This window comes from Vreelandella zhuhanensis, assembly GCF_009793355.1.
Lineage (GTDB): Bacteria > Pseudomonadota > Gammaproteobacteria > Pseudomonadales > Halomonadaceae > Vreelandella > Vreelandella zhuhanensis.
In genome coordinates, this window is sequence record NZ_WTKP01000009.1 from 95981 (window position 1) to 112454 (window position 16474).

Sequence of the window (16474 nt, forward strand, 5' to 3'; positions counted from 1 at the left end):
TCCAATGGATTCGAAAAGCGAAAGCAGAAGGAACGCCCCCCACAAACACAATTGGCATGCTGCCGACATTGAGGACACCCTCGCGGAATTGGATGTCCGGAAGGAAAATGGATTGACGGATGACGAGGCCCGGGAGCGGTTGAAGCGCTACGGACCGAACCAGCTGCGGGTGACGCAGAGCCGACCCTGGTGGCGGATCCTTCTAGGACAGTTTCGCAGTATCGTCATTTACCTGCTGGGCGGCGCCGCCGTTCTGGCGTTTGCCACCGGCCGCCTGCCGGAAGGTTTCGCGGTTCTGGCGGTACTGCTGGTCAATACCGCCATCGGCTTTGTCAGCGAATGGAAGGCCGTACGATCCATGGCCGCCCTGCGCCGGTTGGGAGAACACATGACCCGGGTCCGGCGGGAAGGCCGTGAGCGGGAGATTGCTGCATCGGAAATCGTGCCTGGCGATATCGTACTGCTGGAAGCCGGCGACCTCGTCCCCGCCGATGTGCGCTTGCTAGAGGCGCAACACCTGAGGGTCAACGAAGCGCCCCTTACCGGTGAGTCCGTTCCGGTGAGTAAATTAACCGATGCTCTGCCAGCGGATACCGACCTCGCCGACCGCACTAACATGCTCTACAAGGGCACCAGCATCGCCGATGGCACTGCGGTGGGCGCTGCGGCGGCCACTGGTTCAAAGACGGAACTGGGCCGGGTATCGGCGCTTGCGGAATCGGCCGAAGGAACCGTCACACCCTTGCAGCAGCGGCTGGATCAACTGGGGCGCCGCCTCGCCGTATTGACCATTTTTATTGCCATCGTGGTTGCCGCGGTGGGTTTTCTGGTGCGGGAGCAAGAGGCCGCGCTGGTGATCGAGACGGCACTAGCCCTGGGTGTGGCCGCCATTCCTGAAGGTCTTCCTATCGTCGCCACCATTGCCCTCGCCCGTGGCATGTACCTGATGGCCGCCCGTAACGCCCTGGTAAACCAGCTCACCGCGGTGGAAACCCTGGGAGCCACCCGGGTGATCTTTTCGGACAAGACCGGCACCCTGACTGAAAACCGGATGCGGTTGCAAAAAATCATCACCCCGACTGGCGAGCTCGTGCTTGGGGAAAACGGGACTGGCGAGGCGCTGGCGGACAAGGAAGGGGTTCGCCGCGCTCTGGAGGTGGGGGTGCTCTGTAATGGCGCATCCCTCGATCAGCAACAGGGAGAAGACAACCCCCGCGGCGACCCCACTGAAGTCGCGCTTCTGAAAGGAGGAAAAGACCTCGGACTTGAACGGGAGTCGTTATTGGACGAGCGCCCTGAGGCCCGGGTAGAACAATTCGAACCCCGGCTCAAGAAGATGGCCACCTTTCACCGGGATGATGGCCAATTTTACGTGGCGGTAAAGGGCGCTCCCGAGGCGGTGCTGGATGTCTGCAGCGAAATCGTCACCGAGGACACCACCGAGGCGCTGGATGACGAGACACGCCGGCAATGGATCGAACGCGCCAACCAGTTGGCAGGCGAGGGTTTGCGCCTTCTGGCAATGGCCGAGAAACGCACCGACACCGAGGATGCCGATCCGTACAAAGAGCTGTGCTTCCTTGGGCTTGTGGGCCTGCTCGATCCGCCCCGCGAAAACGTCAAAGAGGCGATAGACATCTGCCAGGCGGCGGGTATCCGGGTGGAGATGGTCACCGGCGATCAGGTAGAGACCGCCACGGCGATCGCCCAGGCCGTGGGGATCGTCGGGGGCAAGGATGACCCGGAGACAGTCAGCATGCTGGGACGTGATATCGGTTCTCCCGACGATATCGACGAGGACCAGCAGGAGAAGATCTACCGTGCCAACATCTTTGCCAGGGTGAGTCCTGAGCAGAAACTCGACCTGGTGAGCATTTATCAGAATCGGGGAGAGATCGTGGCCATGACCGGTGACGGCGTCAACGACGCACCCGCTCTGAAAAAGGCAGACATCGGCATTGCCATGGGCAAAAGGGGCACGGAGGCGGCCAAGCAGGTTGCCGACATGGTGCTGAAGGATGACGCCTTTGAAACTATCGTGGCGGCGGTGCGGCAAGGAAGGGTCATTTTCGGCAACATCCGCAAGGCCGTCATGTTCATGCTCACCACGAATGTCGCCGAGGTGCTGGCGGTGGCAGTAGCCATCGCCGTGGGGTGGCCTCTGCCGCTGCTTCCTCTGCAGATTCTCTATCTCAATGTGCTCACCGATGTCTTTCCCGCTCTCGCTCTGGGGGTAGGCCCGTCCAGCGGAAGTGAGATGGAAGAGCCACCCCGTAGCCCTCGGGAATCGGTGCTGACCCGAGCCCACTGGATGGAGATCTCGGGATTTGCTGCCATTCTGGCAGTCTGTGTGCTGACAGCCCTACTGCTGGGAGAACATTGGCTGGGATTGACCCAGCTGGAAGCGGTAACGGTTTCTTTTCTCACTCTGGCTTTCGGCAAGCTCTGGTTTACCTTCGTTTTACGGGATCCGAAATCTCCCATTCTGCGTAACGAGATAACCCGCAACCCCTGGGTATGGGGAGCGCTGGCACTTTGCATCGCGCTGTTGGCGGCCGCGGTATATCTGCCGGTGCTCTCTGACCTACTGCAAACCCGACCCCTGGGCTGGCAACCCTGGCTTCTGATTCTGGCAATGAGTGTCATTCCCTTGCTGGCGGGACAAATAGTGAGGGAGATACAGAAGCGTCGGATGCCTGAATAAAACCGAGCGACTCCAGGGAAGCCTCATGTATATTCTTTTTGATATTGGTGGAAGCAAGACGCGGGTTGCGGCAAGCAATGACTGCCATGAGCTACAGGGCGACCCCATCGTGTTCGATAGCACTAGCAACTCGGAAGCGGATACGAAACGCATCGCCGATGCCGCCAGGATGCTTGTCGGGGGCCACGGCATCACTGCCGCTGCCGGCGGCGTTGCCGGTGTTCTCGACAGTGAACGCCGAAGGCTCCTTCGCTCGCCGAATAAGACCACATGGGTCGGCGAGCCACTGGCAAAGCAACTCGAAAAAGGACTGGGCGTTCCCGTTTTCCTTGAAAACGATACCGACCTGGCCGGCCTGGGTGAGGCGCATGTCGGTGCGGGAAAGGGCTATGAGATCGTCGCTTACCTGTCGGTTTCTACCGGTATTGGTGGCGGGCGGATTGTCGGCGGCATGATTGACGCAGCACGCTTGGGGTTTGAGCCCGGCCATCAGATCATCAACCCGCATTGCCGTATCTGTCCCGACTGTGTTGTGCGCCCTATCGAAAGTGACGCATGTGTCGACCTGGAAGGCCTGGCGTCAGGTACGGCGCTCGAAAAGCGGACAGGCAAAAAACCCTACGAGGTAACTGACAAAGAAGAGTGGCACCGGATTGCCTGCTGGCTTGCGATGGGGCTTAACAATACCCTCGTTCACTGGTCGCCTGATGCCATTGTATTGGGTGGCTCGATGATATGCGGTATGAAGGGAACTGTTGTCAGCCTTGATGAGATCAACAGACATCTGCGCGAATTGCTTACAATTTTTCCCGAGCCCCCCGACATGCGCCTGGCGCAACTAGGAGATTTTGGCGGCTTGTATGGTGCCATGGCACGCCTGCGGCAGGACATGAAGCACAGACCGGCACAAACCTAAGAAAAAGCGGGAGATTTTATATTTCAAACAACGGAAATGGAGGTGGCCCCAAAAGCCACATCCCGGCACACGCGACCACCACTACCGTTGCTCCCTTCCGGGCCTGGCGGGGTTCGTGGTTTAGCATTGCGGGAGGACCTAAGGGGCCACCATAATGCGGTATCTCACCGATACCTAGCGGATGTTGGTGGCTACGCCCTGATTTGAACAGGGGACCCCATCATTATGAGTGATGTGCTCTAACCAGCTGAGCTACGTAGCCTTTCCGACATCAGCGGGGGCTTATTATGCATTTCTCAGCCCCCAAAGGCAAGTCCAATTTCAACTTGCCTTTGGGATTATTTAGCAGACTTCAGTTGCTCAGCGCTTCGCGCACGGCAACAGCGGCATCATCCCCTTCGCGTGTGCTGACGCCTTCCAACCAAACGTCCAACACTTCATCGTGAGCCAGGAGATAGTCACGCGCAGCATCGCGCGGCGCTTTGCCGTCATCCATGATCGCGCTCATGATCTGGTTTTCCATTTCCAGCGTGAAGGACAGATTCTCCAGGAAGGTCGCCACATTGGGGCATTCCTCGGCATAACCGCCACGGGTATTGGTGTAGACCGTGGCGCCGCCTAGTTCCGGGCCGAAGTAATCATCGATGCCTTCCAGGTAGGCAATATCGAAGTTGGTGTTCATGGGATGCGGCTCCCATCCCAGAAACACCATCCATTTCTCATTGGGAACGCGTGCGCGTAGCTCCGCCAACATCCCGGCTTCACTGGAGTTGACCACTTCCCAGCCACCCAGGCCGTAGGCATCGTCTTCGATCATCTTTTCGATCAATTCGTTACCGTCGTTACCGGCTTCAATACCATGGATATTCTGCTCGAATTTCTCGGCATGTTCCGCCAGGTCGGTCACCGAGGTTACCCCGGCGTCATGCACATACTGAGGTACCGCCAAGGTGTATTTGGCCCCTTCCAGGTTGGCTCCCAGACGATCCACCTCACCTTTTTCAATATAAGGGTCGCTGATCGAAGCCATGGACGGCATCCAGTTGCCCAGAAACACATCGAAATCGTTATTGCGCATACCGGCATAAGCGATCGGCACCGACACCGTGTCGATACTTGCGGTATAGCCCAATCCTTCCAGTACTTCGCTGGCAAGTGCTGTGGTGGCCGTGATATCGGTCCAGCCGACTTCCGCAAAGCGAACCGTTTCACACTGCTCCGCCATCGCAGGCAAACTGGCTGCGGTTCCTACAACAGCCACGCTAGCGGCCAGCATTTTTCGAGTGAAAGGCAATTTTTTCATGAAGCTCTCCTGAGATTGACGAACCAGCAATGGCATTTGCCCGAAGTGATTTGCTTATCGCATTTGAGTATCTAACCGGGCTTCTTTTATTGATTGAACGTTCAATAAAAAAATGCCATGCTAAAATAGGTAACCATGACTACCGCCTGGTTTCAAGTGCAGGTGACAACGCAAGGAGATAGACGTGCCCAAGGTCGGAATGGAACCCATTCGCCGTCAGCAGTTGATCGCGGCCACCATGGCAGCGATTGATGAAGTCGGGCTCGCGGAAGCGACGGTGATGCGCATTGCGCGTCATGCGGGTGTATCCGCGGGGATTATCAGCCATTATTTCGGGGGCAAGGATGGGCTGCTCGAAGCCACCATGCGCCAGATCCTCACCGACCTGGGCAATGCCGTCGCCGCGCGACGCCACGCTCTAGGCGACCACTCTGCAAGAGCCCATATAGGGGCGATCATCGAAGGCAATTTCGACCGCACGCAGGTGACCGGCCCTGCCGCCAAGACCTGGCTGGCTTTCTGGGCCAGCAGCATGCACAAGCCCATGCTGCAGCGTTTGCAATATGTCAACGACCGACGCCTCTACGCCAATCTCTGTCACCAGTTCCGCCGTCTCATGCCGCGCGATGAAGCGCGCAATGCCGCCCGCGGCCTGGCGGCGATGATCGATGGTCTGTGGCTACGCGGTGCGCTCACGCCAGAAGGCCTGGATGCCGACCAGGCACGACGCCTGGCATACCAATATCTCGACCAGTTGCTGGCTCATCACAGCCAGCGCCTCCAAGCCCCACAGACACCCATTCAACCGACTGACACCCTATCCACCTGAAGGAGTCCGACATGTCAATTCTCGACACCCTTTCCGAGACGCAGCCACTCTATATCGACGGTCGCCGGGTGGAGGCTACCTCCGGCGAGACGTTTACCGTTACCAACCCTTTTGACGGCAGCCTGCTGGCCAATGTCCAGCAAGCCAGCCAGGCGGATGTCGACAGCGCCGTTGAAGCAGCGCAGCGCGGCCAACGCGAATGGGCCGCCATGACCGGCATGCAGCGCGGCCGCATCATGCAACGCGCAGTGGCGCTATTGAGAGAACGCAACGACGAAATCGCCGAACTGGAAACGCTCAACACCGGCAAACCCATCAGTGAAACAGCCAGCGTGGATATCGTCACCGGTGCCGACGCGCTGGAATACTACGCGGGGCTGGCGCCGGCCATTGAAGGCAGCCAGATTCCGCTGCGTGACAGCTCCTTCGTTTATACCCGCAGGGAACCGTTGGGTGTCATCGGCGCTATCGGCGCCTGGAACTACCCGATCCAGATTGCCTGCTGGAAGGCCGCACCGGCGCTGGCCGCCGGAAACGCCATGGTGTTCAAGCCCAGCGAAGTCACTCCCCTGACCGCCCTGGCGCTTGCCGACATCTTCACCGAAGCCGGTCTGCCCAATGGGGTATTCAACGTAGTGCAGGGCGATGGCCGCGTGGGACAGATGCTTACCGAGCATTCCGGCATCGCCAAGGTGACGTTCACTGGCGAAGTCGGCACCGGCAAGAAAGTCATGGCTGCCGCCGGGGGCTCTACTCTCAAAGGCGTCACCATGGAGCTCGGCGGTAAATCGCCGCTGATCGTGTTCGCCGATGCCGACCTGGACCGCGCCGCCGATGCCGCCATGATGGCCAACTTCTATTCCAGCGGGCAGATCTGCACCAATGGCACCCGGGTGTTCGTCGAGCGCACGGTCAAGGACGCCTTCGAGGCCAAAGTGGTCGAACGCGTGGCGCGTATCAAGGCCGGCGACCCCCTCGACCCGGAGGTCAACTTCGGCCCCTTGGTGAGCTTCGAGCATCAGGAAAAAGTGCTTTCCTACATTGAACTCGGCAAACAGGCAGGCGCCACGCTGCTCGCCGGCGGCGAGGCCTGGAATCAGGGCGACAGAGGCGGAATTGAATGGTCCCAGGGCGCCTGGGCCGCGCCTACCGTTTTCACCGACTGCACCGACGAAATGCGTATCGTACGCGAGGAAATTTTTGGCCCGGTCATGGCGATTCTCGCCTTCGATAACGAGGACGAAGTGATTCAGCGTAGCAACGCTACCGTTTACGGGCTTGCCGCCGGGGTATTCAGCGAAAGCCTGAACCGTGCCCACCGGGTGATCCATCAACTGGAAGCCGGGATCTGCTGGATCAACACCTGGGGCGAATCTCCCGCCGAAATGCCCGTCGGTGGTTACAAGCAGTCCGGCATCGGTCGTGAAAACGGCATCGAGACGCTGGCCCACTATACCCAGACCAAGTCCATCCAGATCGAGATGGGCCCGTTTGAGTCGGTATTTTAAGGAGGCCTGAATGACCCGACATGAATTCGACTACATCATCATCGGGGCGGGTTCCGCCGGCAATACGCTGGCAGCGCGCCTGACCGAAGACGCCGATGTCAGCGTGCTGCTGCTTGAAGCCGGTGGCCCGGACTACCGCCTGGATTTTCGCACCCAGATGCCGGCCGCTCTGGCGTATCCGTTACAGGGCAAGCGCTACAACTGGGCGTTTGAGACCGACCCCGAGCCGCACATGGACGGCCGGCGCATGGAATGCGGGCGCGGCAAGGGGCTGGGTGGCTCCTCGCTGATTAACGGCATGTGCTACATCCGGGGTAACGCCCTGGATTACGATAACTGGGCGCAACAGCCGGGGCTAAAAGACTGGGATTACTTGAGCTGCCTGCCTTATTTCAAGAAATCCGAAACGCGTGATATCGGCCCCAATGCCTATCACGGCGGCGAGGGGCCGGTCCATGTGACCACGCCCAAATCCACCAATAATCCCTTGTACCGTACCTTCATCGAGGCCGGTGTACAGGCGGGTTACCCGGAGACCGAGGACGTCAACGGCTACCAGCAGGAAGGCTTCGGCCCCATGGATCGCTTCGTGACGCCCAAGGGCCGGCGGTCCTCCACCGCTCGCGGCTATCTGGATCGGGCCAGGCATCGGCCCAACTTGACCATCGAAACCCACGCCACCACCGACGTGATCGAATTCGAAGGCAAGCGTGCCGTGGGCGTGCGCTATGTGCGCAAGGGCCAAAAGCAAGCAGCCAAGGCACGCCGGGAGGTGCTGCTGTGCGGCGGCGCCATCGCCTCCCCGCAGATACTGCAACGCTCGGGCATCGGTAACCCCGATCACCTGCGCGAATTCGATATTGCGCTGGTCCACTCCCTGCCCGGCGTGGGTGAGAATCTCCAGGACCATCTGGAGATGTACATTCAATATGAATGCAAACAGCCGATCTCGCTGTATCCGGCTTTGAAGTGGTACAACCAGCCGAAGATCGGCGCCGAATGGCTACTGTTCGGCAAGGGCGTCGGCGCCAGCAATCAGTTCGAATCCTGCGGTTTCATTCGCAGCAATGACGACGAAGCCTGGCCCAACCTGCAGTATCATTTCCTGCCGATCGCGATCAGCTACAACGGCAAGAGCGCCGTTGAAGCACACGGTTTCCAGGCTCACGTAGGCTCGATGCGCTCGGAAAGCCGCGGGCGTATCCGCCTGACTTCACGTGACCCGGATGCCGTTCCCAGCATCCTGTTCAATTACATGTCCACCGAGAAGGATTGGCAGGAATTCCGGGATGCCATTCGTTTGACCCGGGACATCATCGCCCAGCCCGCCTTCGATGCCTATCGAGGCCCTGAGGTCTCACCCGGCCCGGAGGTTCAATCCGACGCCGAGCTCGACACTTTCGTCAAGCAGCACGCCGAAACCGCCTACCACCCCTGCGGAACCTGCCGGATGGGTGAAGACCCCATGGCGGTAACCGACGGCGAAGGTCGGGTTCACGGCGTGGAAGGCCTGCGTGTGGTGGATGCATCACTCTTCCCGTTCATTCCCACCGGCAACCTCAACGCCCCCACCATCATGCTGGCGGAAAAGATCGCCGACCGGATTCGTGGCCGTCAACCGCTGCCGCGTGCCGAGGTGGATTACTTCGTGGCCGACGGCCTGCCCGCCAGGCGCCCGGAAAAGCATTCCGCCTAAGCTTGATTTAATCTGCTTCTGAACAAACGCCACCTACAAACGCCGTGCTCCCGTTCAGGGGGACACGGCGTTTTGTTGTCCGACGCTGGGATTATCTCTCGACAATCGGGCAAGATGCTTGCATCACGGCAAGCGTGTCTGCCAATATTCAAACAACTGTTCGAGACAGCACCTCTTTCCTGACAATTGGAGATTCCTCATGCTCACCCTATTGCTTATCCTGCTGGCCGTGGCCGGCCTGCTTGTCGTGATGCGCCGCGAGGCCGGCGCCACGTCGGCGCTTGCGGTGCTGGGCGTCCTGGGTATTGCCGGGCTGTTACTCGACGCTGAGCTGATCGGTGTCGTCTTGTTGCTCGGCGCCGCGCTTATCGCCGCTGCCGGTTTGCCCATGCTGCGCCGCCGATGGCTCACGCCGCGCCTGTTCGCCATGTTCAAGAAAGTCGCGCCCAAGGTCTCCGACACGGAACGTACCGCCCTGGAAGCCGGCACGGTATCCTGGGACGGTGAGCTGTTTTCCGGCAGGCCCCAATGGAACAAACTGCTCGATTATCGCGATGACGGCATCACCCAGGAGGAACAGGCTTTTCTCGACAACCAGTGCGTCAAGGCTGCCGGGATGTGCAACGCCTGGAACATCACACGCGAGCGTGCCGACCTGCCTCAGCAACTGTGGGATCTGCTCAAGCGGGAAGGCTTCTTCGGTCTGATCATTCCCAAGGAGTACGGCGGTCTGGGGTTTTCCGCCAAGGCGCAGTCGCTGGTGCTGCAAAAACTCTCGGTCAATGAAACCCTGATGGTCACGGTGGGCGTTCCCAACTCCCTCGGCCCGGGCGAATTGTTGCTCAAATACGGCACCCAGGAGCAAAAGGATCACTACCTACCGCGTCTGGCTGACGGGCGTGAAATCCCCTGTTTCGGCTTGACCGGCCCCCGCGCCGGAAGTGACGCCACGGCGCTTCCCGATACCGGCATCCTGTGCAAGGAAATGATCGACGGCCAGGAAGTCCTGGGCCTGCGTCTGAACTTCGAAAAGCGCTGGATCACCCTGGCGCCGATTGCCACCGTGGTGGGTCTGGCCTTTCGCCTGTTCGACCCGGAGCACCTGCTAGGCGACGAAACCAACCGCGGCATTACCCTGGCGCTGATTCCCCGCGACACGGCGGGGATGGAAATCGGGCGTCGCCACCACCCCATCGGCAGCCCCTTCATGAACGGCCCGATCAAGGGCAAGGATGTCTTCGTTCCGCTGGATACCATCATCGGCGGCCCGGAGATGATCGGCCAGGGCTGGCAGATGCTGGTCGAGTGCCTGTCCATCGGCCGTTGCATCACCCTGCCCTCCGGTGCCACCGGCACCGCTCGCTATGCCCTGGGCTGGAGTGGCGGCTTTACCCGCGTTCGCCGTCAGTTCAACGTCCCGGTCGCGGAAATGGAAGGCGTTCAGGAACCGCTGGCACGTATGGCGGCGCTGGCTTATATCTCCCAGGCGACGGTGTATCAGACCGCCAACCTGATCGATCATGGCGAAAAACCCGCCGTGCCCTCGGCGATTCTGAAAAGCCAGTTGACCGAATTCCAGCGCGTGATCCTGAGCGATGCCATGGACGTGCATGGCGGCAAGGCAGTGACGCTCGGCCCGCGCAACTATCTGGGCATCGGTTACAGTGCCAACCCGGTGGCGATCACCGTGGAAGGCGCCAACGTCATGACCCGCAACCTGATGATCTTCGGTCAAGGTGTGATCCGCTGCCATCCGTATGTGCTTGAAGAACTGGCGGCAAAGGATGCCGATGACATCCAGGCGTTCGACAAGGCATTCTTCAATCATGCCGGATTGATCTTCGGTAACGCCGCCCGCGCCTTTACCCTGGGGTTGGGGCTAGGCAAGGCCAAGGTTCCCTTTGAAGGCCCGGCTGCCGTTTACGCGCAAGATATCGCACGGCTCTCCGCGGGCTTCGGCCTGTGTGCTGACGCCGCCATGGCAAGCCTCGGCTCCGCCCTGAAAAAACGTGAAATGCTTTCCGCTCGCCTCGGCGACGTGCTGTCCAACCTGTACCTGGCCTCCATGGTACTCAAGCAGTGGCAGGCGAACGACAAGCGCGTCGAGGGCGAAGAAGCCCTGCTGCACTACAGTTGTCGCTTCTTGCTCCAGCGCGCTGAACAGGCCTTTGTTGAAGTTTTCGATAACCTGCCCAACCGCCCGCTGGGCAAGACCCTGAAATGGGTCGTGATGCCTACCGGGCGCCGCTGGGACAAGCCGCATGATGATTTTGCCCGCGAAATCGCCGGCAAGGTCTCCACGCATAGCGCCCTACGCAGCAAGATGCTGGAAAACACCTGGGATAGCGACGATGGCGAAGTGAGCAATCCACTGGCTCGTTACAATGCGCTGCTGGTGGATTACGAGCGTGCCGAGAAGCTCTATCGCACCGTCAACAAAGCCTATGCCAAAGGGGAGATTCCCGAGACCGCCCTGCATCCCGAACAGCGTATGACAGCCGCCCTGGAAAAAGGCCTGGTCAGTGAAGAGGATGCCAAGTTCATGGGAATTTTCGAAGCAGAAGTGCTGGAAATGCTCACAGTCGATGACTTCGCTTACGATGAGTTCGCCACCGACAAGGCAACCCTGATCGATCATAACGCCACGACTTTCTAGCGGGTCGCGCTTACAGAGGCCAGACCCACAGGATCATGGGCATGCCTACTGCCAACACTAGCAGTGACATGGGCAGGCCCAGCTTCCAATAATCACCGAAACGGTAACCCCCCGGCCCCAGCACCAACGTATTGGACTGGTGGCCGATGGGGGTCAAGAAGGCGCAGGAAGCGCTCACCGCCACCACCATCAGGAAGGGATCCAGCGAGGCGTCGAATCCCTCGGCCAGGCTGGCGGCAATCGGCGCCATCAGGACCGCTGCCGCCGCGTTGTTGATGACGTTCGACAACAGCATGGTAATCACGAACAGCGTCACCAGGGTGACGATCACCGGCCACTGCTTTCCAAGGGTCAGCAGCCCTTCGGCAAGCAGTCCTGCACCGCCGCTGGTCTCCAGGGCATTGCCCACCGGAAGCATCGCAGCGAGTAGGACAATCACCGGCCCATCAATGGCCTGATAGCCGTCACGCAGCGACAACACCCCCACCAATAGCGAAACCAAGGCCGCGCTGGTCAGCGCCACGGCAGCGGGTAATAGCTCGAACAGGATAGCGAGAATAGCCAGAGCAAAAATAGCCAGCGAGATCATCAGCATGCGCGGCTGACCAATGGTCAGATTACGATTGGCCAACGGCAGGCAACCCAGTGTCGCCAGGCTTTCGGCGAGCTCACTTTCCCCGCCTTGCATCAACAAGACATCGCCTGCGCGAAAGCGAATTTTTCGCAAGCGTTGCTTGAGCCGGCTGCCGTCGCGCGCCACTGCCACCAAGTGCAGGCCGAACTGGTTTTGCAGACGCAATTGGGTCACGGTGCGATTGATCATCATGGAGTCGTTGCGCACCACTGCCTCGACCAGTTCCAACCCCTGCGTGTCGACACCCGCCGCCCTTGTCTTCTTGTCGGCTTTGCTTTGCTTGGCGCCATTTTCGCCAGACGGCTCCTGATCCTGCTCTTCACTGGATTCTTCTGGATCAATCCCCACCACCAAGCCTGCCTTGTCCTCAAGCTGCTTCATTTCTTCAGGACCGGCTTCCAGCAATAGAATATCGCCCTCTTTCAGCGCTCCCAGAAAGACATGACCCGCCTGGCGATGATCATCACGCACCACCGCCAATACCGGGATGGTATATTCAAGCTCGCGCTGCAGTTCGCGTAACGTCCAGCCGAGCGCTTTCGAGTTTTCATCGACCCTGGCTTCCACCAGATAGTTCGACGTATCGAACATTTCCTCGGTGGAAGCTTTACCGGCGCGCTGCGGCACCAGCCGCCATCCCAATACCAGCACAAAGATCAAGCCGGTCAGCGCCACCACCGCCCCGACCGGAAAGAAGGCGAACAGGCCGAAGTTCTCCTCGCTGATGCCTCCCCGATAGTTGGCAATAATGATATTGGGCGGTGTGCCGATCAGGGTGGTCAAACCACCCAACAAGGAACCGAAAGCCAGCGGCATCAACAGCAGAGAGGGCGAGGTGTCATGCTCGCGAGACAGGCGCATGGCCACCGGCAACAACAGTGCCAGAGCACCGACATTATTCATGAAGCCCGAGAGCACCACGACAGTCCCTGTCAAGGCGGCAAGTTGCAGGAACAGGCGCTCTCCCACCTTGAGCACTTGGTCGGCAATGATATCCACCACGCCGGAACGCTCGAAACCACGACTCAGCACCAGCACCGCCGCCACTGTCACCACTGCTGGATGGCCGAACCCCATGAAGGCTTGCTCTGCCGGGACCAGTCCCAGCATTACCGAAACGAGCAGTGCCGCCAACGCTACCAGATCATAGCGAAAGCGCCCCCAGACAAACGCCACAAGGGTTACCCCCAGCAAGAGAAATACCAGGCTGCTGTCGGCTATCGGCATTATTTGGACATTTTTTCCAGCATTGTATTTACCGCGTCGAGATGTTCCGGTTCGTTGTGGCACATGCCCTGAAAAACTGCGCACAAATCGAGAAAATCCTTCAATTCGGTGCGCTGCGCCATCTTCATCAAGCGCTTGGTCAGGCGGGTTGCCTTGGGCGGCTGGGCGGCAATGCGTGCGGCCAGTGCCTGCGCCTCTTCCATCAAGGCTTCCGGCTCGAAGACATCCAGAACGATGCCGTATGTCTTGGCTTCCTGGGCATCAATGATTCGCCCGGAAAGAGTCAGCTCGAAGGCACGCTGATAGCCGATCAGGCGCTGCATGAACCAGGCTCCGCCATCGCCGGGAATGATCCCCAGGTTGAGAAAGGTTTCGCCGAACTTGGCCTTGCTCGAGGCCAACCGCATATCCGCCATGTTGGCCAGATCGAAACCGGCACCGATTGCCGGGCCGTTCACCGCCGCAATAATCGGCACTTCGACGTCTTGCAGCGCCAGCGGAATACGCTGGATGCCTTGCCGATAACGAGCGGAGACTTCAGCCACATCACCGGCGAAATCCCCGCCCCGATTGGCCATGTCCTTGACGTTGCCGCCGGCGGAAAAAGCTGAGCCGGCACCGGTGATCAACAAGACCGACACATCGTCGCAACGGTTGACCCAATCGGCCACCGCAACGATGTCGTCTACCAGGGCGGTGCCGGTCAAGGCATTGCGCACATCATGGCGGTTCATGGTCAGCGTCGCCACGCGGTTTTCCAGCGTCAGGCCGGCATCGGTCAGGGTAGGCTGTGGCAGGTTCATGCGTTTTCCTTGATTCATTGTCCAGGCTCCACGATAACCCGTGCATCGACCACCGCATAGCCATCCGGATAGGCAATCACCGGGTTGAGATCCAGTTCCGAAAGCTGCGGATAGGCCTGCACGATACGCGACACCTTGAGCAGCAAATCCACCAAGGCGGCCTTATTCACTCCGGCCTCGCCCCGTGCGCCTTCCAGCACTTTTTTCGCCTTGAGCTGTTCCACCATGCAATCGGCATCGTAACCTGTCAGCGGAATCGAGCGGAATGCCACGTCTTCGAGGATTTCCACGAAAATGCCGCCTAAGCCGAACATCAATACCGGGCCGAAGATCGGGTCGCGAATAACCCCGATAATCACCTCGACACCCTTGCGGGCCATGGGCGTCACCAGTACGCCTTCGATCGCTGCCTTCGGGTCGTAATCGTGACAAGAAGCCATGATCTGATCAAATGCCCGGGCAAGTGCCGCCTTGCCGACCAGATTGAGCTTCACGCCTCCCGCATCGGATTTATGCAGAATATCCCGAGAGACCACTTTCATCGCCAGGGGAATCTCGCCGAATTCGTCGGCAATCGCCACCAGATCACTGCGGTTGATGGCCACCTGTTCTTTGGGCACCTCAATGCCGTGTTCGGCGAGAAGCGCCTTGGCCTCGTATTCCAGGAAATCACGCCCTTCCTGCCGCGCGCGTTCAAATACCGCGCGCATGCTGGGTATGGGCAGCATGCTCGGCTCGCTGGCGCCCTGTTCAAGGTGCTTTTCCTGCTGAGCCAGATAAAGGCCGCGCTCACCCAGGGCAGCGAGTACCCGCACCGCATGCTCGATCGAGGCATAGATCGGTAATCCCGCTTCGTGCAAGCGCCGCAGTGCCGGGGGTTTGATCGGTGCATACAAACTGTAGATGACCAGCGGCTTATCGGTGGCATTCGACAGATCCACCATGGCCTCGGCACCACGCATTTCATCACCCAGCAGCGATTCGGCAAAGCGCAGACTGTAGCCACCGAACATGCCCACCAGCAGGACGCTATCGACATTGTCATCCTCGGCAACGATCCGCATGCATTCCGCCAGCAGTGCCGGGTTACTGTCGGAGGAGCCCGCCACATCCACGGGATTGCGCGTGGAGGCCTGGGGCAACAGAATCGTGCGCAACCGCTCACGGCTTGTGTCACTCAACTCCGCAAGCGCCAGGCCGGCTTCCGCCAGGCGGTCGGAGGCGATGGTCGCCTGGCCGCCGCCATCGGCGATGACCGCCACGCGCTTGCCACTGGCCTTCTGCAACAACCCCAGCCCTTCGGCTACCGGCAGGATTTCATCGGAATACTGGACCACGCTGACCCCGTGCTGACGCAGCAGGTCAACGGTCATCTGGTAGCTGCCCGCCAGGGCGCCGGTGTGCGAACTCGCTGCTTGGCGGCCCTGTTCAGTAGAGCCCGACTTGTACACCACCACCGGCTTCATGGCGGTTACCTCGCGCGCCACCTCAAGGAATTTTCGTCCGTCGCGAAACCCCTCAACATACAGCGTGGCCACCCGGGTGTTTTCGTCTTCGCCCAGGTAGCGCAGGTAATCGTTGAAGCCGATATCGCTCTGGTTACCCGGACCAATATAGGTACTAAAACCCACCTGGCCGTTGTACTGCGCTTCAAGCGCCAGCGAAAGCAGCATATTGCCGGACTGCGAAACGATGCCGATATCTCCCGGCTTGAGATTATCCAGCGCCAGGAGATTGATATTATGATGCAGATTGAAGATGCCTGAGGTATTGGGCCCGATGATGCGCACCCCATGCGCTTCGGCCTTGGCCATCATTTCGCGCTCGAGCGCCGCCCCTTCGGGGCCCGTTTCGCCAAAGCCGCTGGCCAGGATAACCACCCCCTTGACGCCTCGCCGGCCGCACTCGGCAATCAGGCCAGGCACGGTCGCGGCGGGCGTACATAACAACGCCAATTCGGGTGAGCCCGGAATCGCACTGACCGACGGCCAGGCTTTCACGCCGAGAATCATCTCGGCCTTGGGGTTGACCGGATAAATATTCCCGCGATAGCCCTCCTTGACCAGACCGACCATGGCTTTGTAACCGCGCTTGGTAGGATCAGCGGAAGCTCCCACCACAGCGATGCCTTTGGGGGCGAGAATGTCGTGCAGCGGGCTGCGTGTCGGAAGATGGCCTTCGATGGGATTCATGGTGAT

Annotated in this window: 10 protein-coding genes, 1 tRNA gene and 1 other RNA gene; 6 read left to right on the plus strand and 6 right to left on the minus strand. The window is 59.7% G+C overall.

The window, feature by feature from the left end:
• The first annotated feature begins 4 nt into the window (after positions 1-4).
• Both GPM19_RS13110 and GPM19_RS13115 read left to right on the plus strand, forming a co-directional pair.
• Positions 5-2704 (plus strand): cation-translocating P-type ATPase, encoded by a 2700-nt coding sequence (locus tag GPM19_RS13110; protein ID WP_160419463.1) that lies wholly within the window; start codon positions 5-7, stop codon positions 2702-2704.
• A 25-nt stretch (positions 2705-2729) separates the two neighbouring features.
• Positions 2730-3620, plus strand: coding sequence for an ROK family protein (locus GPM19_RS13115; protein WP_160419464.1), 891 nt, complete (start codon positions 2730-2732; stop codon positions 3618-3620).
• Positions 3621-3666: 46 nt separating this feature from the next.
• Here the strand turns inward: GPM19_RS13115 and ffs are convergent.
• From ffs to GPM19_RS13130, 3 genes are all read right to left on the minus strand, one after another.
• Positions 3667-3763, minus strand: an RNA gene (gene ffs, locus GPM19_RS13120) — signal recognition particle sRNA small type.
• A gap of 42 nt (positions 3764-3805) precedes the next feature.
• Positions 3806-3882 (minus strand) — tRNA-Met (locus GPM19_RS13125).
• Positions 3883-3972: 90 nt separating this feature from the next.
• Positions 3973-4845 carry a choline ABC transporter substrate-binding protein gene (locus GPM19_RS13130; protein WP_371829367.1) on the minus strand — a complete coding sequence of 291 codons (873 nt, stop codon included), beginning with the start codon at positions 4843-4845 and terminating at the stop codon, positions 3973-3975.
• Between the two features lie 262 nt (positions 4846-5107).
• Here GPM19_RS13130 and betI point away from each other — a divergent pair, with 262 nt between their 5' ends.
• From betI to GPM19_RS13150, 4 genes are all read left to right on the plus strand, one after another.
• The gene (gene betI, locus GPM19_RS13135; protein ID WP_319928127.1) at positions 5108-5752 is read left to right on the plus strand and encodes a transcriptional regulator BetI; all 645 of its coding nucleotides are present in this window, start codon (positions 5108-5110) and stop codon (positions 5750-5752) included.
• Positions 5753-5763: 11 nt separating this feature from the next.
• A complete protein-coding gene (betB, locus tag GPM19_RS13140; RefSeq protein WP_160419466.1) occupies positions 5764-7260 on the plus strand; it encodes a betaine-aldehyde dehydrogenase in 1497 nt (498 codons plus the stop codon).
• Between the two features lie 10 nt (positions 7261-7270).
• Positions 7271-8956, plus strand: a complete 1686-nt coding sequence (gene betA / locus GPM19_RS13145) for a choline dehydrogenase (RefSeq protein ID WP_160419467.1) — start codon at positions 7271-7273, stop codon at positions 8954-8956.
• Between the two features lie 199 nt (positions 8957-9155).
• A complete protein-coding gene (locus GPM19_RS13150) occupies positions 9156-11612 on the plus strand; it encodes an acyl-CoA dehydrogenase (protein ID WP_160419468.1) in 2457 nt (818 codons plus the stop codon).
• Between the two features lie 10 nt (positions 11613-11622).
• Here GPM19_RS13150 and GPM19_RS13155 read toward each other — a convergent pair whose 3' ends face one another.
• From GPM19_RS13155 to GPM19_RS13165, 3 genes are read right to left on the minus strand one after another with little or no spacing between them, the layout of a single operon-like run.
• Complete coding sequence (locus GPM19_RS13155; RefSeq protein ID WP_160419469.1) at positions 11623-13473, minus strand: SLC13 family permease; 1851 nt, start codon at positions 13471-13473, stop codon at positions 11623-11625.
• A complete protein-coding gene (locus GPM19_RS13160) occupies positions 13473-14276 on the minus strand; it encodes an enoyl-CoA hydratase-related protein (RefSeq protein WP_160419470.1) in 804 nt (267 codons plus the stop codon). The genes GPM19_RS13155 and GPM19_RS13160 overlap by 1 nt, the downstream gene beginning before the upstream one ends.
• Before the next feature lie 14 nt (positions 14277-14290).
• A complete protein-coding gene (locus GPM19_RS13165) occupies positions 14291-16468 on the minus strand; it encodes an acetate--CoA ligase family protein (RefSeq protein WP_160419471.1) in 2178 nt (725 codons plus the stop codon).
• Positions 16469-16474 lie beyond the last annotated feature (6 nt).